Consider the following 24,392-nt stretch of genomic DNA (forward strand, 5'->3'; position numbering starts at 1 on the left):
GGGCGATTCAGGTCACAGGGGCGGGCAGGAAGCCGATGTCGATGTAGTAGTCGATATAGCGGGCGAGAATCGCGCAATCGACTCCGGGACAGGCGGATTCGGGGTCACCGGGGGTCACGCCGGTCACCTCGGCGGAATAGTTGATGCTGAGCGCGGCCGCGCGGATCAGCAGGTCGTCGGCTCCGGGCCGTTCGGCCGCGCGCAGCAGGGCCGCGGCGAAGTCCTGCGGGTCGGCAAGGTCGAGGCGGTAGCTGCGGCGCAGGATCTCGTCCCGGATGGATTTCAGGGAGACCGTCCGGCGGGGCAGCAGGGCGCGTGAACCGGAGTGGCCGGTGCCGCCGACCACGGCCGCGGCCACCTGGTCGACGGGCAGCATGGCGACCTCGCCGTCGGGGAGGTCGGGGGCCAGGCCCAGGACCAGCATGGCGCGCAGCATGGTCCACCAGGCGTCGTCGGTGCCGGCCGCGCCCGTAACGGAGTCGCCGGTGATCAGGCCGGGGCGGTGGATGCGGACGGGGACGCCGCGGTCGGCGGCGGACCGGACCAGTTGTTCGCCAACCCATTTCGTGAGGACGTAGCCGGGCAGGTGGTCCAGCGGCGGGCCGTCGGGGACCGAGGCGGTCGAGATGTAGTGGATCGGGGTGAGGGGGCCGGTGGTGGCCAGGCGCAGGACTTCCCCGGTGCCGGTGACATTCGCGGCGCGCATGCGGGCGTAGGGCTCGAGATGGTTGACCTGCGCGCCGTTGTGGTAGATCGCGTCGATGCGCTCGGCGAGCTCGGCGAAGCGCTCGGGGGTGAGGCCGAGGGCGGGACGGGCGAGATCGCCTGGGACGGGGACGATTCGGTTGTCGTACTCGGCGAGGTCGAGGCGGTACCGGGTGGCGGTGTCGGCAATGCGCTGCCGGGCGGCGGATTCGTCGGCGGCCCGGGTCAGGCAGTAGACAGTGGCGGAGGTGCGCTCGAGCAGTTCGCGCAGGAGGAAGATGCCGAGGAAACCCGTTGCGCCGGTGAGGAGTACGGCGGTGGTTCGGCCCGTGCGCCGTGCGCGTCCGGCGGCAGTGATCTCCGGGTCCAGGACCGCATCGGCCAGCGGGCCGGGTCCCGCGCTCGCGGTGGTCGACTCCGACCGGAGCGCGGCGGCCAGGTCCGCCACCTGGGAGTGGTCGAACAGATGACGCAACGGCACCTCGATGGCGAGGCGGTCCGCCAGGGCGGCTCGAACCCGGATGGCGGACAGGGAGTTTCCGCCCAGCGCGAAGAAGTCGTCCTCGCGGCCGATCCGGTCGATGCCGAGTTCCGAGCCGAAGACGTCGGCGATGATCTGTTCGTCCGGAGTCGCCGGGGCGTGGTATTCACGCACCGGGAGTTCGGGATCGGGCAGTGCGGCGCGGTCGAGCTTGCCCGTCGAGCCCAGCGGGAAGGTGTCGAGCAGCGTCAGGTGACCGGGAACCATGTAGCTCGGCAGGCGCTTTCGGGCCGTGTCGAGGATTTCGGTGAGATCCGGAGCGGCGCCCGCGACCGCACGCACATAGCCGACCAGGCGCTCGCGCCGAACCTCGACGACCGCTTCCGCGACGGCCGGATGAGCGCGCAGCGCGGCCTCCACCTCACCGGGTTCGATGCGCTGGCCGCGCAGCTTGAGCTGGAAGTCGGTGCGGCCCAGGTATTCCAATCCCCCGTCGCGCAGCCGCCGCACCAGATCGCCGGTGCGGTACATGCGCGCACCGGCCGGGCCGAAGGGGTCGGCGAGGAAGCGGTCCGCCGTGCGGGCGGGTTGACCCAGGTAGCCGCGGGCCAGTTGCGCGCCCGCGACGTACAGCTCACCGGGTGTGCCGGGCGGCACCGGGTGCAGGCGGGCATCGAGGACGTAGGCGCGGGAATTCCCGTGCGGCGCACCGATGGACACCGGATTGTCGCCGAGGTCGGTGACCTCGGTGCCGGTGACGGAGATGGTCGCCTCGGTGGGTCCGTACAGGTTGTGCAGGCGGGCCGGGCTCGCGGCGGTGAAGCGCGCGATCAGCTCGGACGGCAGCGCCTCGCCGCCGACCCATACGACTCGCAGTGCGGAGAGGGCCTGGGCCGGAGCGTGTTCCAGGAGTGCGCGCAGCAGGGACGGCACCGCGAGGAAGCAGGTCACCCGGTGGCGGGCGATGGCATCGGCCAGGTAGTCCGGGTCGGTGCGTCCGGCGGACGTGGGGATCACCAGGTGTCCGCCCACGGCGAGCGGGATGGTGTAGCCGATGAGGGAGGCGTCGAAGCTGGTGGGCACCAGCTGGAGATAGGTATCGCGCTCGGTCAGTTCGTATTCGGCGGTGAGGAAGGCGATGTGATTGGCGATGGCCGCGTGCGGGATGCCGACGGCCTTGGGGCGCCCGGTGGAACCGGACGTGAAGATCACGTAGGCGAGATCCTGGTCGCGAAGCGGGCGGAGACGGTCGCCATCCTCTATCGGATCCGGCGAGAATGCGTGCAGCTCATCGGAATTCACCAGTTCTGCGGTGACCACGCAGACCGGTTCGGCGGTGTCCATCAGATCCGCTACGCGGTCGGCGGGCAGGCCGGGATCGATCGGCACGTACGCGCCACCGGCCTGCACGATGGCGTAGAGACCGATCGCCAGATCGGGGCCGGGCGGGAGGGTGAGGCCGACCATAGTGCCGGGCGCGACACCCATGCTGATCAGCTTGCGCGCCAGTCGATTCGATCGATCCGAGAGCTCCCGGTAGGTCAGGGACGATCCCTCGCCGGTGACCGCTGTCGCGTCCGGGTTTCGCCGCACCTGGTCACGGAAGGCGTCGAAGAGGAAACGTTGCGGCACGGCCTGATTCGGCCCGCTGGTCGGGAATTCCGCCAGCTCGGCCGCACCCGTGAGGGGTAGATCGCCGACCGGACGCGCCGGATCTCCGGCGACGGCGGCCAGCAGCGCACCCAATCGCCGTCCGAAGGTCTCGATCGTCGCCTCGTCGAACAGGTCGGTGGCATACCGCCACGAACAGTTCAGTCCCGCGGGCTCTTCCGCGTCGGTACGCGGGACGACGGTCAATTGCAGATCCATGGGCGAGACGGATTCACCCAGGTCGATCGCCGACACGGTCAGGTCGGGTAGTCGGAACTGCCGTTCGCCGAAATCCTGGAAGGACAGCGCGACCTGGAACAGCGGGTGATGGGCCTGGGTTCGGAGCGGGTCGAGGTCGGCCACCAGCCGTTCGAAGGGCAGCTCGGCGTGGGCGAAGGCTCCGAGATCGGTTTCCCGGACTCGGCTCAGCAGCCCGGTGACGCTCTCCGCGGTGTCGACGCGGGTGCGCAGAACGAGGGTGTTGACGAACATGCCGACGAGATCATCGAGTTCGGGCTCGCCGCGACCGGCCACGGGTGCGCCGACGGCGATGTCGTCGGTCGCCGCGAGCCGGGCCAGCAGGACGGCCAGCGCCGCGTGCACCACCATGAACAGCGAGACGCCCTGTGCGCGAGCCAGTTCCTCGAGCGCCCGGTGCACGTCGGCGTCCACCTGGAAATGCCGGGCGGCACCGCGATGCGAGGCCACCGGCGGGCGTGGGCGGTCCGTATGGAGTTCCAGCAGCGACGGCAGACCGGCCAGCGCCGCACGCCAATACCGCAGCTGTGTCGACACCAGAGATTCGGAATCGTTTGTCGCGCCGATCAATTCATGCTGCCACAGGGCGTAGTCGGCGTATTGCACCGGCAGCGGCGTCCAGTCGGGTGCCGTCCCCCGCGTCCGGGCGCGATAGGCGATCATGAGGTCGCGGGTCAGCGGCATCATGGAGAAACCGTCCGCGGCCAGGTGGTGGATCACGACACCGAGTACGAAGTCGCCCTCGGCGATGCGGTACAGCCGGATCCGCAGCGGGATCTCGGCGGTCACCTCGAATCCCTTGCCCGCCAGAGCGATCAGCTCCGAACGCAGCCCTTCCTCCGCCAGTTCCATCGGTGTCAGGTCCAGTGACACCTCGGCGACAGGCCGGATGTCCTGGTAGCCACCGCCCTCATGCTCGGGATAGACCGTGCGCAGGATCTCGTGCCGTTCGAGGAGATCGCGCACGGCGAGACCGAAGGCGGCCACATCCAATTCGCCGGTCAGCCGCAGCGCGAACGGAATGTTGTAGGCCGCCGACCGCGGGTCCAGGCGGGCCAGGAACCACATGCGCTGCTGGGCCGGTGCGAGCGGCGGCCGTTCCCCGCGCTCGGGCCGCGCGACCAGCGGTAGCCGGCGCATCGAATCCGTCGTGGCCGCGAGCTGGTCCACGGCGGCGGCGAGCGCGGCCACCGTGGGGTGCTCGAACACCAGCAGCGCGGGCACCCGCAGGTCGAGCGCGACCCGGAGGCGGCCCGCCAAACGCGTTGCCAGCAGCGAGTTTCCGCCGATCTCGAAGAAGTCGTCGTCGCGGCCGACGCGGCCGGTGAGGAGTTCGGTGAAGGCGGCGGCCACCGTCCGCTCGGTGGCGGTCGCGGGCGGCCGGTACCGGCGCGGACCGAATTCCGAGGCGGGCAATGCGGCCCGATCCAGCTTGCCGACCGGCGTCATGGGAATGCGGTCGAGCACCGTGATGGCGGCCGGCACCGCATGGCGCGGAAGTTGCTGGCGCGCATGCTCGATCAGGGCGGCGGTATCGATGACGGCACCGGGCGCGGGCAGCACATAGGAGACCGGGGCATCGACACCGCTGGGTAGTCGATGCACGACAGTCGTTGCGAAGGACACGGATTCGTGCGCGGCCAGCACCGCGTCGATCTCGCCGAGCTCCACCCGGAATCCCCGGATCTGTACCTGGGTGTCGCTGCGGGCCAGGTACTGCAGGACGGGCACACTGTCCCCGCCCCAGATCCATCGCACCACGTCACCGGTGCGATAGACGCGCTCCCCCTTGCCATTCGGGTGCGCGATGAACCGCGCGGCGGTCAGCCCGGCCTGCCCGTGATAGCCGCGCGCCAGTCCCGGACCGGCCAGATACAGCTCACCGGCCACCGACATGGACACCGGGCGCAGCCGGGCATCGAGCACCATTGCCGCCACCCCGGGGATGGGTCCGCCGATGGTGACGGTCTCGGCGGGCGTCAGCGCGTGGCTGATGGTCGCGGCGACAGTCGTTTCCGTGGGTCCGTAGAGATTGAAGAAGGAGCGTCCCGGCGACCATCGGGCAACAAGATCGGGCGGGCACTCCTCACCGCCCGCGACCACCACCCGGAGGTCGGGCAGATCCGCGGTGTCCAGACCCGCCAGCGCGGCCGGGGTGATGAAGGCGTGCGTCACCCGCTCGGCGCGCAGCAGCTCGGTGAGTTCGCCGCCGCCGTAGCAGTCGGCGGGGGCGATGACCATGGTGGCGGCCGACCCGACGGCCAGCAGCAGTTCGAGCACGGCCGCGTCGAAGCTCGGGGACGCGAAGTGCAGGGTGCGGGCGTCCGCGGTGATGCCGAAGCGGCGGGTCTGTTCGCGGCAGAGCCCGGCCAGACCGGTGTGGGTGACCGCGACACCCTTGGGGCGGCCGGTCGAGCCGGAGGTGTAGATCACGTACGCGATGTCCTCGCCGTACAGGCGACGGGTGCGCTCGGTGAAGTGCACGGGTTCGGGTGAGGCGTCGGCCATCGCCTCGGCGCAGTCGGGGGCATCGAGTTCGAGCCAGTCGAGGACGTCACCCAGGCCCTCACGGGTGGCGGCGAGGGTCAGACCGCAGACCGCGCCGGCGTCGGCCAGCATGTAGGCGACCCGGTCCGCCGGGTAGCGCGGGTCGACGGGCACGAATGCCGCACCGGATTTGGCGACCGCCCAGACCGCGACCACGGCCTCGATCGAGCGCGGCAACGCCAGCACCACCCGGTCACCAGGTCCGAGACCACGACCGATGAGGACCCGGGCCAGGCGGGTGGAGCGCTCGTCGAGTTCGGCGTAGGTCACGGCCCGCGCACCGGAACGCAGGGCGATTCCGGTGGGATTGCACTCCGCCGCCGCGGTCAGCAGTCGCGGCAGGGTCGCTGTTCTCGTGCGGCCGCGCGGCTGTCGTACCCGGCGTGCCGCAGAAACTTCGGCGGTCACCGGTTTCCTATCTTCGGCCTCGATTCACGTTCCTCACACGAGCGAAACGATTACCCGGTCCGAAGCGGGTAGGCAACATGCCGCTCATGTCCCCCGCAGGGAGGCTACCAGTGCAAATGTCAAGCAAACTTGAAAGGTTTGACTCAGGCCCCGCGGCTGGCGCACGCGATCCGGGACTGGCCGCCCCCGGACGCCAGCTCCGGAATCGGGGCCTCGAGATATTCGTGGATCAGCTCGGACAGCGTCCATTGTTCGACCGTGTCGAAGCCGATCACACGCAGCAGTTCGGCGAACTCGTCGGGTTCGAGATAACTCAGAAAGGGCTCGTTGATCGCGGCAATTCGTTCGGCGCGCTTGCGCAGTGTTTCGCGTTCCTCGGAAGTGGTTCCGGGACAGAGGTAATCGGCGACCACCCGCACCGGTTGCGCCTGGCCCGCGATGAATCGCAGTGTCTCCGTGATGGCGTCGCGGGTCAGATACATGATCACGCCCAGCCACACGAAGACGGCCGGTTCGTCGCGACGGAACCCGGCGTGGGCCAAACCCGCTGCCAGCGTGTCGGTTTCGAAATCGACGGGGACGAAGGTGACCGAATCGGGAATCTCGATTCCGGCGGCCGCCAGCATTTCCCGCTTCCATTCCTGGGTATCGGGATGATCGACCTCGAACACGGTCACCCCGGCATAGGGATTCCGATATCCGAAGGTGTCCAGCCCCGCCCCGAGAATCACCACCTGCCGCGTCCCCTCGGCCACGGCCCGGGCCACGACCTCCTCCGCGAACCGGGCCCGCGCGGCCAGAAAATACCGCCGCCCCCGCCGCCGCGGATCGTTGCCGCCCGGCTGATCCAGTGTCGCGGTGTCGAGATCCTCGATCCGATCCGCCGTCACCCCGAGAATCGGCGCGGCCAGCGGATCGGTGAATATTCGCGGCTCTCCCGAAAGCTGGTGATACGCACGCGCGTACGCGGTCGCCAAAGCAGTCCGACTGGCTCGCCCGGTCTCCATTCCGCCAGCCTAATTCCGTGCCCGGCCCTAGGAGTATGAGAAACAACTCAGCCCATTTCCGCCCGGCCGATGGGTACGGTCTGTGCGTGATCAAGGCGTTGCTGTTCGACGTCCAGGGGACGGCGACCGATTTCCATTCCACCATCCGGCGCGCGGCCGAGGCCATCGCCGGACCGCTCGCGCCCGGGCACGACTGGTCCGAATTCGTGAACCGGTGGCGGGCCGCGTATTTCACCGAGACCTCACAGCGGCCCGAGCAAGGGCCGTGGGTGAGCGTGGCGTCGGTCTATCGCGGGACGCTGGATCCGCTGCTCGATGCCGACGGGATCGACCTGAAGCCGGAAGAGCGAGACGAACTCACGCGGGCCTGGACACGACTGGAACCGTGGCCCGACACCGTGGCGGGATTGACGCGATTGCGGGAGCGCTTCACGCTGGCCACCCTGTCGAACGCCGATGTCAGTGCCGTGGTGGAGATTTCACGGCGCGGCGACCTGCCCTGGCACGCGATTTTCGCCGCGGAGATGGTGGGCGTGTTCAAGCCGGATCCGCGGACCTATCACCTCGCGGCGCGCTATCTGGGTTTCGAGCCCGGCGAGATCATGATGGTGGCCAGCCACAAGTACGACATTCGCGCCGCGAAAGCGCTGGGATTTCGGACGGCGTTCATCGCCCGGCCACTGGAATACGGCGACCCGGCACTGGCCGATGCCGAGTTCTCCGACGAGTTCGATATCAATGCAGTGGATTTCCTGGATCTTGCCGATCAGCTCGGGTGCTGAGCGGCACCGAGGCTCCTACAGTGGCAGGGGGACGTTTTCGATACGGGAGGGTCGGCCTTGTCCACATCGCTAGTCAAGGGTCAGAACGGGGCATTGAACGCCGCGGAGGTGGTGGTCTCCGTTCGGGTGGCGGCGGCCGCCGAATTGTCGGCGCTGCTGGTGACCGAGCAGGGGAAGGTGCGCTCGGACGCGGATTTCGTGTTCTACAACCAACCTTCGGGGCCGGGGGTGCGGCTGCGGAACGGGGTGTCGGGGCAGCCCGCGGAACTGGTGGTGTCGCTGGCGCAGGTGCCGGCGGAGATCGCGCAGATCCGTGCGGTGATCACACTCGACGGAACCGGTGCGACATTCGGGCGGATCGCGCCGCCGGTCGCGGTGGTCGCGGATCAGGGCGGGAACGCGCTGTACGAGTACAAGATCGAGGATCTGCAGAGCGAATCGATCGTCATCGCGGTGGAGTTGTATCGGCGGTTCGGGAATTGGAAGGTCCGCGCGGTCGGGCAGGGCTATGCGGGCGGGTTCGCGGCACTGGTCACCGATCACGGGGTCACGGTCGATGATGCGCCGCGGCCTGTACGCACGCAGACCCCTCCCCCTCCGCCGCCTCCACCCACGGCCTATCCCGCGCCGGTCGAGCCGACCTACGTGACGCCGAGTTCGCCGTATCCGACTCAGCCCCCACCGCCGTCGCCGTATCCCACTGCGCCACCGCCGAATTCGGGCTACGCCACCCAGCCGCCCGTCGCGCCCGCTCCCCAGACTCCGCACGAGGGTGAGCTGTCACGCGGACGTCCGGTCAACCTCTCCAAGGGCCAGCGCGTCACGCTGCGCAAGGAAGGCGGGGTGGCGCTCACCCGGATCCGCATGGGGCTGGGCTGGGCTCCGGCCAGTAAGAGCGGGCTTTTCGGGCGGCGCGCGGTCAATATCGATCTGGATGCCTGGGTGGCGATGTTCGCGGACCGGCACCTGGTGGACGTCGCCTACTACGGGCAGCTGACCTCGAAGGACGGCTCGATCCAGCATTCGGGCGACAATCTCGTCGGTGGCGGCGGGGCCGGCGACGACGAGCAGATCACGGTGGACCTGACTCGTATTCCGCGCCAGGTCAATACGCTGCTGTTCATCGTCACCTCGTATCAGGGGCAGACCTTCGCGCAGGTCAACAATGCCTACTGCCGGTTGGTGGACGACACCACGCAGGCCGAGCTGGCCCGCTACGCGCTCGCGGGCGGGATGCCGTTCACGGCGATCGCCATGGCGAAGGTGTTCCGCTCCGGCGGGGAGTGGCGGCTCGAGGCCATCGGGGAGGGATTCCAGGCAAAGCATCCCGGTGAGGCGGTGCCGCAGCTGGGGCGGTTCATTACATTGGACTGAGCATCACCGTGGAGTGAGCCGGACTCAGAGGAACTGGCCGACCTGCGCCGCCGCCTCGACCGGATGTCCGGCCTGGATCGGGTGGCCGAGCGCCTGCACCTTCCAGATGCCGTCCTCGCGATGCACTTTCGCCACCACCATGCCAGTGTGCGGACCGCCCGCGCTCAGATTCGAGCGGGTCAGCTCCGAGCTGGTGGTGCCGTCGATCAAGCGCCAGAACGCATTGCGCACGCGCTCGAAGGTGTGCCCGGCGTAGGAGGTGATCACGAAGACGATGGCGGTCACGTGCGGCCCGACGCGGGTGAGGTCGACGGTGATGACCTCGTCGTCGCCCTTGCCCTCACCGGTGAGGTTGTCGCCGGAATGCCGGATGGCCCCGTCCTTGGTGACCAGCTGCCCGTAGTAGGCGGCGTCCACGAGATCGTTCCCGGCGTACACCAGCGCCGAGGCGTCCAGATCGATCTCAACCGGCTTGGAACCCCATTTGTGCTGCACATGAACGGGATCCCAGCCCAGCGCCATCTTCACGAAGGTGAGATCCGTGCCCTGGCGCCGCAGCGCCACGGTGTCGCCCGCGCGCAGCACCGGCGCGATGGCGGGCGCGGTCGGGCGTACCGGCTGGTTCGAATTGCTGATGGAGACCCCGTGATCGGCGAGCAGCGCCGGGAATCCGCGCGGATGCCCGAATCCGACCGCGCGGGCGTACCACCCGTCGCTGCCCCGGTCCAGGTCCACGGCCGCCACTGTGTTCTCATTGCCGAGGCCATCGATCACGTACTCGTACAACGGATTTCCGCGATCGTCGGCGATCGCGATATGCGGTGCCGGGTAGTCCCCGAGCCGCCCGTTGCGATCGTCGAGGGCAACCACGATGCGAATGTGCGCCACCCCCTGCGGCACCGACCGCAGACTCACGGCAACGGCGTTCTGCCCGGGCACCAGGTGCACGCCGGGCCCGGCGGGTTGGTTGTAGAAGATCAGATCGGCGTCGTCGCGCACCGCACCGCGGTCGGTGAGCAACAGCGCGGCGAGATCGATGCCCGCGCTGAAGTGCACCGTCACGGTGATATCCGCGACGCCCAGTTCACCGGTCTGCCCTTGGGTGAGAAGTGCGGCCACGCTCCCACTCTATGGGAATGCCGGATCACCCGGATGAAACGAAGCCATATCGCTTTCGCGCACGCGCACTTCAGAATGCGTGCCCGCTCCGGAGTGGGCGGAATGCGAACACCGCCCACAGTGCCAGGCCCAGAGCCGTTGCGGCCGCGCCGATCTCGCACACCCGAGTCCAACCGCCCGCTTGGTAGGCAATGCCGGCCGTCACCGAGCCGGTCACGCCACCCAGGAAGTAGGTCACCATGTAGGCGGTGGTGAGCCTGCTGCGGGCGGCCGGGTCGAGGGAGTAGATGGCGCTCTGGTTCGTCAGATGCGAACCCTGGACGCCGAAATCGAACACCACCAGCGCGATGATCAGCGCGAACACCGAGTGCCCGCCCCAGGCCAGCAGCGCCCAGCTCGCCAGCAGCACCAGCCAGGTCAGCGTGGTCATGCGACGCAGGTGGCCGCGGTCGGCCAGGCGCCCCACCACCGGCGCGCCGAGCGCACCCGCCACACCCGCCAGGCCGAACGCGCCGATGACGAATTCGGAATAGTGGTAACCACTCCCGTGCGATCCGGCCAGCAGGAAGGCCAGCGAGGTCCACACCACCGAGAACGACGCCATGCTGAGAAAGCCCAATGTCATCCGGTGCCGTAGCACGGGATGCCGCCGGATCAGCGTCAGCACCGAAACCAGCACCTCCGGGTAGCGTTCCCCGGTCGCGGCGGGCGGCGTATCGGGGGCGAGCACGTACACGCTGATGGCCATCACCACCTGCATGGCCGCCGCGACGAACAGCACCGTGCGCCAGCCGCCCAGCTGCGCCACCGCGCCGGACATGACCCGCGACAACAGGATTCCGAGCAGCAGGCCACTCATGACGGTGCCCACCACCTGTCCGCGCCGCGCCGGATCGGCCAGCGCCGAGGCCCACGGCACCACCACCTGCGCCGCCGACGAGGTGACGCCGGTCGCGACCGCGCCGACGGCCAGCACCGCGAAATTCGGAGCCAGTCCCGAAACCAGCAGCGCCAGCACCGAAGTCAGCAGCAGCGCCGGGACCATGCGGTGGCGCCGCAGGAAGTCGCCGAGCGGGACCAGCAGGGCCAGGCCGCAGAGATAGCCGATCTGCGCGGCGCTCACCAGCAGCGCGGCGGTGGCCGTCGAGATGCGCAGATCGCCCGCGACATCGTGCAGCAGCGGTTGCAAGTAGTAGTTCCCGGCCACGGACGAGCCGGCCGTGGCGGCGAAGACGAGGACGGTGCTCCGGCCGAGCCGGGGTGTGGACGAGCCCGCCGCCGCATCGGCCTGCTCGGCCGGGGTCTCGGGGCCGTCCGGCTCCAGCTCGGCGCGCCCGGTGTTCTGCACGGGCTCGGTAGTCGAATGTGTCACCACTCGATGGTCTGCCTCGCGATGGATCAATGGAAGCGATGCTTTTTGATACCGCCATCTATGAAATCGATGGCGAGGCGTAGCCTCGGGGCATGGAGTTGCGGCAGATCGAATGCTTCCTGGCCTGCTGTGATCAGCATTCCTTCACCGCCGCCGCGCGTTCGCTGAATCTCGTGCAATCCGCGGTCTCGACCAGCGTCGCCAAGCTCGAGCACGAACTGGGTGTCCGGTTGTTCGACCGCACACCCCGCGCGCTGGAGCTGACCGAGGCGGGCGCGGCCATGGTCGGCCCGGCCCGGGCGCTGCTGCGCGCCCGCCTCGACATCGTCGACGCGATCGCCGCGGCGCGGGGCCAGATCAGCGGCGAGGTGGTGATCGGCAATCTGATGAACATCCACAATCTCGGCCTGGCGGAGGCCATCGCCACCCTGCACCGACGCTTTCCGGGCGTGAGACTGCAAATGCGCCAGAGCATCTCGGGCATGGCGGGCAATCTGGCCGGGCTGCTCGACAATTCCCTCGAGCTGGCGCTGGTGGCCGGGTTGAGCGACGAATTCCCGGGCATCACCACGCATCTCATCAACGAGGAGACCCTGGTGCTGTGCACCGCGCCCGGACATCCGCTGGCGGGCAGGCCGTTTCGCACCGAGGATCTGCGCGATGCTCGCTTCATCGACTTTCCGCCCGGCTGGGGCATTCGCGGTATCGTCGACGACCTGTTCCCGGCCCGCCGCCCGGTCATCGAGGTCGCCGACCAGGACTTCGCGGTCGAATTGGCCGCCAAGGACTTCGGCGTGGCCCTGGTTCCGCTCTCGGTCGCCCGGCTCTCCCCCGGCGTGCCCTATTCCGACTTCGCGCCGCGCCCGCTCCCGTGGAAGTTGAGCGTCGGTCACGCCGCCGGGCGCACGCCGTCCAATGCGGCTCGGACCGTCATCGAGGTCCTCACCGCCGGCGGGGTCAGGACTCCGCGATCGCGGGCGGACCGAGGACGGTGAGCGGCGGTAGGTCGGCGGTGTAGCGCTCGATCTCGACCAGGGACAGCTGGCCGGTGCAGCCTTGGCTCAGGCGGGAGGTGCCGCGGTCCTTGGTTACCGCGTTGGGGTTTCCGTGGCGGCAGAAGGTGGGGTCGGTGGGGTCGGGGTCGTACCAGGCTCCGGTGGAGAGTTGGGCTACGCCGGGGCGGACGGCGTCGGTGATGGACAGGCCGGCCAGGCAGCTGCCTCGGTCGTTGAAGATGCGGACGATGTCGCCCTCTGTCAGGCCGCGGGCGGTGGCTTCGTCGGGGTGTAGCCGGACCGGTTCTCGGCCTTGGATTTTCGTGGATTGACTGTGTGCGCCGACGTCGAGCTGGCTGTGCAGCTTGGTGCGGGGCTGGTTGGCCACCAGTTGCAGGGGGAATTGGGCCGCGAGGGGGCTGCCGAGCCATTCGTCGGGTTCGAGCCAGACCGGGTGACCGGGGCAGTCGTCGTAGCCGAAGCCGGCGATGGTTTCGGAGAAGATCTCGATGCGGCCGCTGGGGGTGTGCAGCGGGTGGGCCGAGGGGTCGGCTCGGAAGTCGGCGAAGGCGATGTGCTCTTCGGCTTCCAGCGGGAGCTGCGTCGGCTCCCCGGCCCAGAAGGCGTCGAAGTCGGGCATCTCGTAGCCGCGGGCGCCCAGCCGTTCGCGCCATTCGTCGTAGAGGTGGCGCAGCCATTCCTGCGCGGTGCGGCCCTCGGTGAATTCCTTTCCGATGCCGAGTCTTTCGGCCAGTTCGCCGAACATCCAGTAGTCGTCGCGGGCCTGGCCGTGCGGGCGGGTCAGGGCGGGCATCGGGAAGAAGAAGCGGTCGCCCTCGCCCGAGCCGTAGTCGTCGCGTTCGATGGTCATGGTCGACGGGAGCACGATGTCGGCGTGCCGGGCCGTCGCCGACCAGAACGGGTCGTGCACCACCACCGTGTCGGGGCGGCCGAAGGCGGTGCGCAGGCGGGCCAGGTTCTGGTGGTGATGGAAGGGATTGCCGCCCGCCCAGTAGACCAGCTTGATGTCGGGGTAGGTGCGGTGCTCACCGTTGTATTCATAGGGCGCACCGGGATTCAGCAGCATGTCCGCGATGCGCGCTACCGGGATGAAGTCGTCGACTCCATTGGTCCCCTGCGGCAGCCTGGGCGGCGAGGTGACCCGCACCGCCAGACCGACATTCGCGGCCGAGCCGTAGCCGTGCCCGAATCCGCCACCGGGCAAACCGATCTGGCCGAGCATGGCCGCGAGCACCACGCCCAGCCACAGCGGCTGTTCGCCGTAGTGGGCGCGCTGCAGCGACCAGCTCACCGAGATCAGGGTGCGGGTGGCGGCCATCTCGCGGGCCAGGGTTCGAATCCGTTCCGCGGCAATGCCGGTGATCGGCTCGGCCCACTCCGGGCTCTTGAGGATGCCGTCGGTACTGCCACGCAGATAGTCCGCGAAACGCTCGTACCCGACGGTGTAGCGGTCGAGGAAGGTCTTGTCCGCCAACCCTTCCGCGTCCAGCACCTGCGCCAACGCCAGCATCAGGGCGGCATCGCTGCCGGGCCGGGACGCTATCCATTCCGCCTGCGCCTCGGCCGGAATATCGTCGCGCAGCGGGCTCACGGTGACGAACTTGCAGCCGTTCTCGCGCGCCGTCTCGATCCAGCCGCGGCCATTGTGCCGCGACACCCCGCCCGGTGAGACGGCCGAATTCTTGGGTGACAGACCACCGAACGCGACCACCAGCTTCGAATGCTCGGCCAGCACCGACTTGGTGGTGGCCCGCGCCATGATGGTGCCCATATCGGCGAGGATGTGCGGCAGCAACACGGTTGACGCGCCCAGGCTGTAGCTGTTGCGGTGGGAAACATAGCCGCCCAGGCAGTTCAGGAAGCGGTGGACCTGGCTCTGCGCGTGATGGAAGCGCCCGGCGCTGGCCCAGCCGTAGGAGCCGCCGTACACGGCCTGTGCGCCGAATTCGCGGTACACCCTGGACAATTCACCGGCCAGCAGGTCCAGCGCGGTCTCCCACGACACCGGCACGAACTCCTCGGCTCCGCGCGGCCCGGGCCCGGGCCCGTTCTCCAGCCAGCCTTTTCGCACATACGGCCGGTCGATGCGCGCGGGATGGTGCTGGGCCGAGGCGACATTGTCGATCAACGGCATGGGTTCCGGATCGCCGCGCCAGGGGCGCACCGCGGTAAGCCGATCGCCGTCACTGTCCGCCTCGAAAACGCCCCAGTGGGTGAGATGCGTGCCCATGGGACCAACGTACTCCGGGTCAGTGACATCATGACCTTGCGAATTCGGTAACCCGGAGTACGCTCATTTTTGAGTCCACTCAGTTTTCCAATTCGATTCGGAGGTGTCCGATGGCGGTTCGATCCGGATCGGAGCACGTCGGGCGCAGGCAGCGGAAGATGCATGATAAGCAGTCCCGCATCTTCGAGGCCGCGGCCGCGATGTTTGCCGAGCACGGATTCGAAGGCACGACAACCCAGCAGATCTCCGATCGCGCGGATATCGCCGCCGGGACACTGTTCCGGTACGCGGCTTCCAAAGGCGAACTGCTGCTCATGGTTTACAACGAGGAGCTGCGCAGCGCGCTCGAGGACGGCGCGGCCGCGGCGCGGGCGCACACCGAGACCCGCGAGGCGGTGTTCGGCATGGTCGGGCCGCTGCTGCGAGCCGCCGAGCAGCGACCCGAGAACACCATCGTCTATCAGCGCGAGCTGCTGTTCGGCTCGGCGACCGACAAGTACCGCTCCGAAGGACTCGCGCTGGTGGCGCGGCTGGAATCGATGATCGCCGAGCGGCTCGTCGCCGACGCGCGACGCGACGGATTTGCTTCGGACAGCGCCGAAATCGACTCGGAGCAATTGGAAGAGCGGGCCGCGTTGGCCGGGCGCAGCATCTTCGCGGTGCTGCACCTGGCACTCGTGCAACCGTCCACCGGGGCGCATTCCGGTCAGGACGCCATGGCGGATCTGCGGGCACAGATCGCGCAGATCATCGCCGGTTACTTCACATCCCTAGGGAGGCAATGACAATGAGCATCGAAATCCGTAAGGTCACCGTGCTCGGAACCGGCGTGCTCGGTTCCCAGATCGCGTTCCAGACCGCGTTCCACGGCTTCGACGTCACCGCCTACGACATCGACGACGAGGCGCTGACCGCCGCGCGCGGGCGCTTCGACAAACTGGCGGCCGTCTATCGCGAGCAGGTGGCGGGCGGTGGCGACGGCAAGGCCGAGACCACCGCGGCGGGCATCGCGCTGACTTCCGATCTGGCGCAGGCGGTTTCCGATGCGGACCTGGTCATCGAGGCGGTGCCGGAGGTGCTGTCCATCAAGCAGGACACCTACGAGAAGCTGGGCAAGCTCGCGCCCGAGCGCACCATCTTCGCCACCAACTCCTCCACGCTGCTACCCAGCGCCATGAAGGATTTCACCGGGCGGCCGGACCGGTTCCTGGCGCTGCACTTCGCGAATCAGGTGTGGCACTTCAATACCGCCGAGATCATGGGCACCACCGAGACCGATCCGGCCGTGTATCAGGCGGTGGTGGACTTCGCGTCCGCGATCGGGATGGTGCCGATCGAAATCCACAAGGAGAAGGCCGGATACGTCCTCAACTCGCTGCTGGTGCCGTTGCTGAACGCGGCCATGAATCTGGCCGAGGGCGGCTACGCGAGTCCGGAGGACGTGGACAAGACCTGGACCATCGGCACCGGCGCACCGGCCGGGCCTTTCCGGATTCTCGACATCGTCGGCCTCACCACGCCTTACAACATCCTGGTCAACAACCCCGACGAGACCGCGCAGCGAATCGCCAAGTGGCTCAAGACCAATTACATCGACCAGGGCAAGCTCGGGATCGCCACCGGAGAGGGGTTCTACAAGTACTGAGCCGTCATCCCGGCGTGCTTTTGGCCGGGATCCACTCCAGCTCAATAGATTCCGGCCAAAAAACATGCCGGAATGACGACGGAAGGGAGTTCTCATGTACTACAGCAGTGGCAATTACGAGGCTTTCGCTCGGCCGCGCAAGCCCGCCGGGGTGGACGGCAAGACGGCGTGGTTCGTCGGATCGGGTCTGGCCTCGCTCTCGGGCGCGGCGTTCCTCATCCGCGACGGGCAGCTGCCGGGCAGCAAGATCACCATCCTGGAGGAGCTTAAGCTGCCGGGCGGTGCGCTCGACGGCATCAAGGAACCCAAGAAGGGCTTCGTCATTCGCGGCGGCCGCGAGATGGAGAACCACTTCGAATGTCTGTGGGACCTCTACCGGACCATTCCGTCCATGGAGGTCGAGGGCAGTGTGCTCGACGAGTTCTACTGGCTGAACAAGGACGACCCGAACTTCTCCCTGGAGCGCGCCACGGTCAATCGCGGTGAGAGCGCGCAGACCAAGGACCTCTTCACGCTGAACGACAAGGCGCAGAAGGACATCACCAAGATCTTCCTCGCCACCCGTGAGGAGATGGAGGGCAAGCGCATCAACGAGGTGTTCTCGAAGGACTTCTTCGAGAGCAACTTCTGGATGTACTGGCGCACCATGTTCGCCTTCGAGGACTGGCATTCCGCGCTGGAGATGAAGTTGTACCTACACCGGTTCATCCACCACATCGGCGGGCTACCGGACTTCTCGGCGCTGAAGTTCACCAAGTACAACCAGTACGAGTCGCTGGTGCTGCCGCTCTACCGCTGGCTGCTGGATCAGGGCGTCACCTTCAAGTTCGATACCACGGTGACCGATGTGGACTTCGATATCACCGCGGATCGCAAGCAGGCCACCAGGATTCACTGGGTCTCCGAAGGTGTCGAGGGCGGTGTCGACCTGGGGCCGGACGATCTGCTGCTGATGACCATCGGCTCGCTCACCGAGAATTCGGACGAGGGCGACCAACACACGCCCGCCAAGCTGAACGAGGGCCCCGCACCCGCCTGGGATCTGTGGCGTCGAATCGCCGCCAAGGACAAGGTCTTCGGCAATCCGGACGTCTTCGGCGGGCACATCCCCGAGACCAAGTGGGAGTCGGCCACCGTCACCACGCTGGATCAGCGCATCCCCGAATACATTCAGAAGATCTGCAAGCGGGATCCCTTCAGCGGCAAGGTGGTTACCGGCGGCATCGTCACCGTCAAGGACTCCAGCTGGCTGATGAGCTGGACGGTCAACCGCCAGCCGCACTTCAAGCAGCAGCCCAAGGATCAGATCGTGGTTTGGGTCTACTCGCTGTTCGTCGACAAGCCCGGCGACTACGTGAAGAAGACCATGCAGGAGTGCACCGGCGAGGAAATCACCCAGGAGTGGCTGTACCACATGGGAGTTCCCGAATCCGAGATTCCGGAACTGGCCGCCAACGCCGCCAAGTGCGTGCCGGTCATGATGCCCTACGTCACCGCCTTCTTCATGCCCCGCAAGGCCGGCGACCGCCCGAACGTGGTCCCCGAGGGCGCGGTGAACTTCGCCTTCATCGGCCAGTTCGCCGAAACCAGCCGGGACTGCATCTTCACCACCGAATACTCGGTCCGCACCGGCATGGAAGCCGCCTACCAGCTCCTCGACATCGAACGCGGCGTCCCCGAGGTCTTCAACTCCACCTACGACGTCCGCACCCTCCTCGCCGCCATGACCCGCCTCCGCGACGGCGACCCGGTAACCCTCCCCGGCCCCGACCTCCTCTGGCGCGGCCTTGCAAAACGCCTCGGCAACAACGAAATCGGCGAACTCCTCACCGAATACGGCGTAATCGGCAAGTAGCCCCGGGCGCAGCCCGTAATCAAGATCAGGGAGCTCTCGGCGTCGGAATTCGCCCGAATTACCGGCCTGGGAGCTCCCTGATCTTGATTAGGATCGTGGGATGGAGAGGCGTTCGGTGGTTTTGGGTGGGGGCGGGGTTCCCGGGGCGGCGTGGATGGCGGGACTGGCCGCTGGATTAGGCAGTCGGGGTATCGATTTGGGGGCGGCCGACTCGATCGTGGGCACGTCCGCGGGTGCGATTGTCGGGGCCGCGCTGGCAGTGGGGCGTGATCTGGATTCGTTCGCCGAGGTTCCCCTTCCCCCCGGCAGCAGTGCACCGCCGCCGGCGGCGGTGAATCCCGAGCTGATCGCCGCCGCCTCCGCGGTGCTATTCGACCTCGCACCGGACCGAGATGCGGCCCGGCGCGAGGTGGGTCGGATGGCGATGGCCGAGGAGCCCGCGCAACCGGAGCACATCGCACCTCTCGAGTGGCTGGTCGGCGGCAACGACTGGCCGGACCATCGGCTGCGAGTCGTCGTCGTGGAGGCGGCCACCGGCGAGCGCCGGGTCTGGGACGGCACCAGCGGCGTACCTCTAGCCACGGCCGTCACCGCGAGCCGCTCCTTCCCTGGAGCCTTCCCACCCGTCGTAGTCGAAGACCGCTACTACATCGATGGCGGTATCTGGTCCCCCACCAACGCCGATCTCGCCGCCGACTCGAACCTGCTCCTGGTCATCGAGCCACTGGCCCACCGCACTCCGCGCGACCAACTCCGAGCCGAACTCGCCTCGACGGGTACTGATTCCGTCGTGCATTTCAGCCCAGACGCCCCCACGATCGACATCCTCGACGCACCCGCGACCGCCCGGAATCCACTCGCAAGCTGGCCGCAAGCCTTCCAAGCGGGAATTCGCCAGGCACCCGACCTGGCGAAGCAACTGACCGACGCAGATTGGTAATCCCAACGCTCCCCGTGTATTCGGGGGTGGGGTGGGCAATCTAGTGTAGGTGGGCGTGGCTGGGACAGTATTGGGGGAAATCGGGCCAGGTTACAGTTTGCGGGGGTGAATGTTTCTGGACTGCCCAATGACCGGGGGTGTCGGGGCTGGTCAGGATGCTGCTGTGAGAACTTCAGCGGTGTGGGGGACGGTTGCGGTGGCGGTGGGGACCGTCGGGGCGTTGATGTCGCCGTTGACGCCTCGAGCGGAGGCCAGTGCACCCGTCAGTGTGGCTGTCGATCGGCAGGAGCAGGTGCTCGGGACTCGGGACGGGGTGGTCGTGTCGCAGGTCAGTTTTCTGTTGCCGTTGCCGGCGAACGCGCCCGCGCATGCACCGGAGTGTGATCGGGCCGGGTTCCTGCGGTATCGGGCGGTGGATGGGCCGGGTGATTCCGCCGAGGCGGACTCGGTGGTGGTGCAGCAGCAGGGATTCAATGGCGGGGCAATGAATTCCGACAGTGTGGCCGCGAATACGGTGCGGTCCGCCGCGCAGTTGGGGCGCAAGGTGGAGTTCTGGGCGATGGCTCGGCGGAGCAGTTGCCTGGATGAGACGGCGGGGTTCGATTACGCGCTGCGGACCGGGAATTATCTGGATGCCGTGGATTACTACTTCAATGGGATGCCCATCGACGGGCGGGTGTTCCCGGGGTTCCGGAATTCGCAGGATCTGGCGCTGTTGGATTCCATGGGGCTCGAGCGGGTGCTGCGGGACCAGTACGAGATCATGCTGCACGAGATTCCGGATCAGGTTGTGCGGCAACGGAAGTACGTGTGCACCGGGATCTCGATGGGCGGGCTGGTCACGGGATTCTTCGCGGACTGGGACTTCGGCAACGGCGACCCGGACACCAGCGGCGCGGCCCAGTGCGCGGCCTTCGTGGCGCAGGACTCCATGGTCTCCTCGGATCCGGTCGCGATTCAGAACACGCCGTTCCTGCACGACCTCACCAATGCCCTCATCTCGCCCGTCAACGACGTGCTGAAGGCGACGCAGAACGTCGGTCTGCTGCCCAGGATTCTGGGTGCGACACCGGTCATCGGGACCAAGGCGTTCCTGCTCTACCGTCTGGCGGGGCTGGCCGCCTATCTCGATCCGGACGGCGAAAGCCAACTGCTGGCGCATCTTCCGCACGATTTCGAGATCGACTCGACTCTCAACTTCCTGTTCGCCACCACCTGGGCCGACTTCGCCACCAATGGCGCGGACGGCACCGGCACCCTGCGCGACTACCGCTTCACCAATACCGCCCTGCTGGGTGAGCTGCTGGACAACAACTCCTGCAACTTCGAACTGCTGCAACAGGGCATGGGCGTGCTCGATGGCGGCCCGGTGCAAGCCCGGAGCTTCCCGAATCCCGGTTCGGCGACGCAGATTCCGCTGCTGGGCAACTATCTGCGCCTTAGTGCGGGCCCGCAGGAACGCTTCGCACCATCCGACCGGTCGGTGCTCTACACCTGGCGAAACTACGACAACGTCCAGGGCGTTCCCTACACCTCCCCCGGCCACGAGGTCGCCGACATCCGTGACGTCGCAAGGCAATTGGGCTCCGGCGGTCCCTACGCCTACTGGGAGACCTACTTCCCCCTGCGCGTCGTCCTCGACATCGCCGCGGGCTACGGCGGCGCGCGCACCGCGGACATGACCAACCTGCGCTACCACGGCCTGGAACGCCTCAAGCCGAACCTGGTCCTCTGGGCCGGTGACAGCGTCGTGCAATTCGGCCCCGGCCTGGTGTTCCCGGTCCCGCAGACCGCCATCGTGCAGACCCTGCCGGGCTACAACCACGTCGACACCATCGGCGCGGCCGCGGTCCAGAACAACGGCCTCACCGACTACAGCGGGCGTTATCTGGCGGAGTTCCTGAGATCGCTCGGATAACCCTGCCGCACCCTCCGCCGCCAAAACCGAGCGGTTCACCGCCAATTCGGTGGCCGCCGCGCCGCGCTGCGAGGACGATTGGGCGTGGATGTACCCATCGCGGAGGGAAGGTATTTCGATGAGTGTCAGCCTGGCCAAGGGCGGCAATGTCTCACTGTCCAAGCAGGCGCCGAATCTGACGAAGGTGGCCGTCGCGCTGGGCTGGGACGTGCGCAGCACCACCGGAGCCGATTTCGATCTGGACGCCAGCGCCATGGCGTGCGGACCCGACCAGCGCGTCGTGTCCGACAAGCATTTCGTGTTCTACAACAACCTGCGGTCCCCCGAGGGCACCATCGAGCACACCGGCGACAACCTGACCGGTGAGGGCGAGGGCGACGACGAGGTGATCAATGTCGACCTGGCCGCCATGCCGCCGAGCATCACCAATATCTTCTTCCCCGTATCGATCTACGACGCCGAGAACCGGCGGCAGGCCTTCGGGCAGGTGCGCAATGCCTACATCCGGGTGATCGACGCCGTCACCGGCACCGAGCTCACCCGTTTCGACCTCACCGAGGACGCCTCGACCGAGACGGCCATGGTGTTCGGCGAGCTTTACCGGCACGGCCCGGAGTGGAAGTTCCGCGCCATCGGGCAGGGGTACGCGTCCGGATTGGCCGGTATCGCAAGGGATTACGGCGTCAACGTCTGATCCTCGCGCCGGAACACGGGGGTGCTCAGATACTTCAGGCCCGAGTCGACCAGCACGGTGACCACGCGCGCCCCCGGACCCAGCCGCCGCCCGATCTCGATGGCGGCCAGCACATTCGCGCCCGAGGAGGTGCCCGCGCACAGGCCCTCCTCGCGCGCGAGCCTGCGAGCCATGGCCTCGGCGTTCGCGGTCGAGACCGCCACCACCTCGTCCACCAGGCTGGCATCCCACATGGGCGGCGGATAGCCGATGCCGATCCCCTCGATGCGATGCGCCCCGGGCGCGCCGCCCGACAATATCGCCGATTCGGCGGGTTCCACAGCGACCACCAGCATTCGCCGCTGCTTGTGATACCGCAGCAGCGATGCCGCGCCCCGCAATGACGCCGCGGTGCCGACGGCCTGCACGAACGCGTCCAAACGCCCCTCGGTCTGCGCCCAGATCTCCTGGCCCATCGAGTGATAGCCGGTAATGCTGTCGGTGTTGTGCAGCTGGTCGGTCCAGAAGGTGTCCGGTTCGCGGCTGAGCCGTTCGGCCGTCTCGATCATGGCCCGGAACAGCGGTTCGGTGAACATGCCGTCCGGGCTCGGGATCAGGGTCAGCTCCGCACCGAAAGCGGCCATCTGCGTGAGCTTCTCGGCGCTGAAGGCCGTCGAGCTGACAATTCGCAGCCGATAGCCCTTGGTCGCGCAGACCATCGCCAGCGCCGCGCCCGTGCTGCCGCCGGTGTATTCGACCACGGTGCCGCCGGGTTTCAGCCGGCCGTCGCGTTCGGCCACGCCGATCATGGCCCGCGCCATGCGGTCCTTCATACTGCCGGTCGGATTCTGGCCCTCCACCTTCACCAGAATCTCCGCGCAATCCCGCGGCACGACGCGGTGCAGGCGCACCAGCGGAGTATTGCCGATCGCCGCCAAGGCATCGTCGCCAATGAACATGGTCCACACCGACCTTCCCGCCCCCCACTGGGCTCAGGGTCGATTGTCCGGCAGCGGAAGCGGTTCCGGTGCCGGATCGGCGCGGCTACGGGGTTGCCGCTACAGGGCGAGGACGGGCAGCGGGTCCGGGCGCTTGGCGGAGCGATTGTCGCCGGAGGACAGGCCGCGCAGCCGGCGCATCAGCCACGGTCCCAAGGCGACTGCGGCCCAATGCAATTCGTTGGCCATCGAGCGCAGCGGGCCCGGTTCGGGCAGGGCCGGAATGAGCGGGCGGGTCCAGGCGTCGTCCGCGCCGGGCAGGCGCAGCGCCTCGGCCATGGCGTCGGCGATCCGCTGGTGACCCAGCGGACTGCAGTGCAGGCGGTCCGAATTCCACATGCGCGGATCGGAAACCACGGCGTGGTTACCGGTTTCGGCCACGATCACGCCGTGCCGCGCGGCGGCGGCCCGAATGCGGTCGTTGAGCACCGCGATCCGGCCGCGAATCGGCCGGGCCAGCGGAATGGTGTTGGCGATATCGGGAAAGGTGAGGGTCCCGACCACCGCACCGGCCGCCCTGCAGGCCGCGAACATGGCCTCGACGTGACCGGCGATCACGTCGGGTTCGAAATTGGGGCGCAGCAAATCGTTCATGCCCGCCAGCACGGTGACCAGATCCGGGCGCAGCGACAGCGCCACGTCCAACTGGTCGGTCCGGATCTGGTGGGCCAGCTTGCCGCGCACCGCCAGATTCGCGTAGCGCAGTTCGGGATTGGTGACCGCGAGGCGCTCGGCCAGCCGGTCCGCCCATCCGCGCAGGCCGGTCAGGTCGTCGCCGTCGCCGACACCCTCGGTCTGACTGTCGCCGATGGCGACATAGCGGGTGTAGTTGCCATTGGTCATGGCGGATCGGCCTTTCGTGACTGTTCGTGGATCATCCCAAAGAAAGCGGCTCCCTTGCGGGCCGCCGCGAGTCATTTCACGAGCCCGCCGCTTCCCGTTCGATTTGCGCTACGGCTTCCTTTTGAATCCGGTCGAACTGCGCGGCCATCGCCTCCGCGAGCGCCTGGGCTCCGGACAGCGGGCGCACCATCACCATGAATTCGTCGATCTTGCCGTCGGCGTCGAAGTGCAGGAAATCGCAGCCGGTGAGGCGCTTGCCCGCGACGGTGGTCTCGAAGACGAGGGCGTGGTCGGCGGCATTCTCGTCACCGATCTCCTTGATGTAGCGGAAGTCCTCGAACACGCGCAGGACGCCGCGCAGGATGGCGGCCGTGATCGCCTTGCCCGGGTAGGGCTTGAAGGCGACGGGGCTGGTGAAGACCACGTTGTCGGCCAGCAGGGCCTCGATGGCCGCTTCGTCGCGAGCCTCTACGGCCTTCCGGAAGGGGTGCATGACGCCTCGATTCCCTAGTCAACTCATTGCATACCCGTCAGCACCGTAGCGCGATGACTCAGTAGATGTCCAGAGCCT

Annotated in this window: 17 protein-coding genes; 9 read left to right on the top strand and 8 right to left on the bottom strand. The window is 67.7% G+C overall.

Features of this window, described 5'->3' with window-relative positions; genetic code table 11:
- Positions 1-7: 7 nt before the first annotated feature.
- Entirely contained in the window at positions 8-6,049 is a 6,042-nt protein-coding gene (locus tag ON43_RS31030; protein WP_051179478.1) for a non-ribosomal peptide synthetase, read from the bottom strand.
- 143 nt (positions 6,050-6,192) lie between these two features.
- On the bottom strand, positions 6,193-7,056 hold the full coding sequence (locus tag ON43_RS31035) for a class I SAM-dependent methyltransferase (protein WP_051179479.1): 864 nt from the start codon (positions 7,054-7,056) through the stop codon (positions 6,193-6,195).
- Between the two features lie 35 nt (positions 7,057-7,091).
- Between ON43_RS31035 and ON43_RS31040 the strand changes: the two genes are divergently transcribed.
- Together ON43_RS31040 and ON43_RS31045 are read left to right on the top strand one after the other, a co-directional pair.
- A complete protein-coding gene (locus ON43_RS31040; RefSeq protein WP_051179480.1) occupies positions 7,092-7,838 on the top strand; it encodes a haloacid dehalogenase type II in 747 nt (248 codons plus the stop codon).
- Between the two features lie 57 nt (positions 7,839-7,895).
- Positions 7,896-9,212 (top strand): TerD family protein, encoded by a 1,317-nt coding sequence (locus ON43_RS31045; RefSeq protein WP_040813224.1) that lies wholly within the window; start codon positions 7,896-7,898, stop codon positions 9,210-9,212.
- 24 nt (positions 9,213-9,236) lie between these two features.
- Here ON43_RS31045 and ON43_RS31050 read toward each other — a convergent pair whose 3' ends face one another.
- Positions 9,237-10,331 (bottom strand): TerD family protein, encoded by a 1,095-nt coding sequence (locus ON43_RS31050; protein ID WP_040813225.1) that lies wholly within the window; start codon positions 10,329-10,331, stop codon positions 9,237-9,239.
- A 70-nt stretch (positions 10,332-10,401) separates the two neighbouring features.
- On the bottom strand, positions 10,402-11,703 hold the full coding sequence (locus ON43_RS31055; protein WP_245568828.1) for an MFS transporter: 1,302 nt from the start codon (positions 11,701-11,703) through the stop codon (positions 10,402-10,404).
- Positions 11,704-11,795: 92 nt separating this feature from the next.
- Here ON43_RS31055 and ON43_RS31060 point away from each other — a divergent pair, with 92 nt between their 5' ends.
- Entirely contained in the window at positions 11,796-12,698 is a 903-nt protein-coding gene (locus ON43_RS31060) for a LysR family transcriptional regulator (RefSeq protein ID WP_051179481.1), read from the top strand.
- Here ON43_RS31060 and ON43_RS31065 read toward each other — a convergent pair.
- Positions 12,661-14,949, bottom strand: a complete 2,289-nt coding sequence (locus ON43_RS31065) for a molybdopterin guanine dinucleotide-containing S/N-oxide reductase (RefSeq protein WP_040813226.1) — start codon at positions 14,947-14,949, stop codon at positions 12,661-12,663. The two genes, ON43_RS31060 and ON43_RS31065, sit on opposite strands and share 38 nt — an antisense overlap.
- A gap of 158 nt (positions 14,950-15,107) precedes the next feature.
- Between ON43_RS31065 and ON43_RS31070 the strand changes: the two genes are divergently transcribed.
- From ON43_RS31070 to ON43_RS31095, 6 genes are all read left to right on the top strand, one after another.
- On the top strand, positions 15,108-15,734 hold the full coding sequence (locus tag ON43_RS31070; protein WP_040813304.1) for a TetR/AcrR family transcriptional regulator: 627 nt from the start codon (positions 15,108-15,110) through the stop codon (positions 15,732-15,734).
- Between the two features lie 2 nt (positions 15,735-15,736).
- A complete protein-coding gene (locus ON43_RS31075; protein ID WP_040813227.1) occupies positions 15,737-16,594 on the top strand; it encodes a 3-hydroxyacyl-CoA dehydrogenase in 858 nt (285 codons plus the stop codon).
- A gap of 94 nt (positions 16,595-16,688) precedes the next feature.
- Positions 16,689-18,449 carry an oleate hydratase gene (locus ON43_RS31080; RefSeq protein ID WP_040813228.1) on the top strand — a complete coding sequence of 587 codons (1,761 nt, stop codon included), beginning with the start codon at positions 16,689-16,691 and terminating at the stop codon, positions 18,447-18,449.
- Positions 18,450-18,549: 100 nt separating this feature from the next.
- On the top strand, positions 18,550-19,389 hold the full coding sequence (locus tag ON43_RS31085) for a patatin-like phospholipase family protein (protein WP_040813229.1): 840 nt from the start codon (positions 18,550-18,552) through the stop codon (positions 19,387-19,389).
- A gap of 163 nt (positions 19,390-19,552) precedes the next feature.
- Positions 19,553-21,307, top strand: a complete 1,755-nt coding sequence (locus ON43_RS31090) for a hypothetical protein (RefSeq protein WP_245568829.1) — start codon at positions 19,553-19,555, stop codon at positions 21,305-21,307.
- Positions 21,308-21,425: 118 nt separating this feature from the next.
- Entirely contained in the window at positions 21,426-22,001 is a 576-nt protein-coding gene (locus ON43_RS31095; protein WP_040813230.1) for a TerD family protein, read from the top strand.
- Here the strand turns inward: ON43_RS31095 and ON43_RS31100 are convergent.
- The 3 genes from ON43_RS31100 to ON43_RS31110 all read right to left on the bottom strand — a co-directional run bounded on the left by ON43_RS31100 (position 21,983) and on the right by ON43_RS31110 (position 24,314).
- On the bottom strand, positions 21,983-22,939 hold the full coding sequence (locus ON43_RS31100) for a PLP-dependent cysteine synthase family protein (protein ID WP_040813306.1): 957 nt from the start codon (positions 22,937-22,939) through the stop codon (positions 21,983-21,985). The genes ON43_RS31095 and ON43_RS31100 overlap by 19 nt on opposite strands.
- Positions 22,940-23,038: 99 nt before the next feature.
- Positions 23,039-23,821 (bottom strand): SGNH/GDSL hydrolase family protein, encoded by a 783-nt coding sequence (locus tag ON43_RS31105; RefSeq protein ID WP_040813231.1) that lies wholly within the window; start codon positions 23,819-23,821, stop codon positions 23,039-23,041.
- A gap of 76 nt (positions 23,822-23,897) precedes the next feature.
- A complete protein-coding gene (locus ON43_RS31110) occupies positions 23,898-24,314 on the bottom strand; it encodes a nuclear transport factor 2 family protein (RefSeq protein ID WP_040813232.1) in 417 nt (138 codons plus the stop codon).
- Between the last annotated feature and the right edge of the window lie 78 nt (positions 24,315-24,392).

It is taken from the genome of Nocardia concava NBRC 100430 (genome assembly GCF_000308815.1).
Lineage (GTDB): Bacteria > Actinomycetota > Actinomycetes > Mycobacteriales > Mycobacteriaceae > Nocardia > Nocardia concava.

Coding starts and splice junctions, on each gene's coding strand:
- ON43_RS31110 (WP_040813232.1), bottom strand. CDS start 24,314: ATGCACCCCTTCCGGAAGGCCGTAGAGGCTCGCGACGAAGCGGCCATC.
- ON43_RS31035 (WP_051179479.1), bottom strand. CDS start 7,056: ATGGAGACCGGGCGAGCCAGTCGGACTGCTTTGGCGACCGCGTACGCG.
- ON43_RS31095 (WP_040813230.1), top strand. CDS start 21,426: ATGAGTGTCAGCCTGGCCAAGGGCGGCAATGTCTCACTGTCCAAGCAG.
- ON43_RS31100 (WP_040813306.1), bottom strand. CDS start 22,939: ATGTTCATTGGCGACGATGCCTTGGCGGCGATCGGCAATACTCCGCTG.
- ON43_RS31085 (WP_040813229.1), top strand. CDS start 18,550: ATGGAGAGGCGTTCGGTGGTTTTGGGTGGGGGCGGGGTTCCCGGGGCG.
- ON43_RS31065 (WP_040813226.1), bottom strand. CDS start 14,949: ATGGGCACGCATCTCACCCACTGGGGCGTTTTCGAGGCGGACAGTGAC.
- ON43_RS31040 (WP_051179480.1), top strand. CDS start 7,092: ATGAGAAACAACTCAGCCCATTTCCGCCCGGCCGATGGGTACGGTCTG.
- ON43_RS31060 (WP_051179481.1), top strand. CDS start 11,796: ATGGAGTTGCGGCAGATCGAATGCTTCCTGGCCTGCTGTGATCAGCAT.
- ON43_RS31105 (WP_040813231.1), bottom strand. CDS start 23,821: ATGACCAATGGCAACTACACCCGCTATGTCGCCATCGGCGACAGTCAG.
- ON43_RS31080 (WP_040813228.1), top strand. CDS start 16,689: ATGTACTACAGCAGTGGCAATTACGAGGCTTTCGCTCGGCCGCGCAAG.
- ON43_RS31070 (WP_040813304.1), top strand. CDS start 15,108: ATGCATGATAAGCAGTCCCGCATCTTCGAGGCCGCGGCCGCGATGTTT.
- ON43_RS31075 (WP_040813227.1), top strand. CDS start 15,737: ATGAGCATCGAAATCCGTAAGGTCACCGTGCTCGGAACCGGCGTGCTC.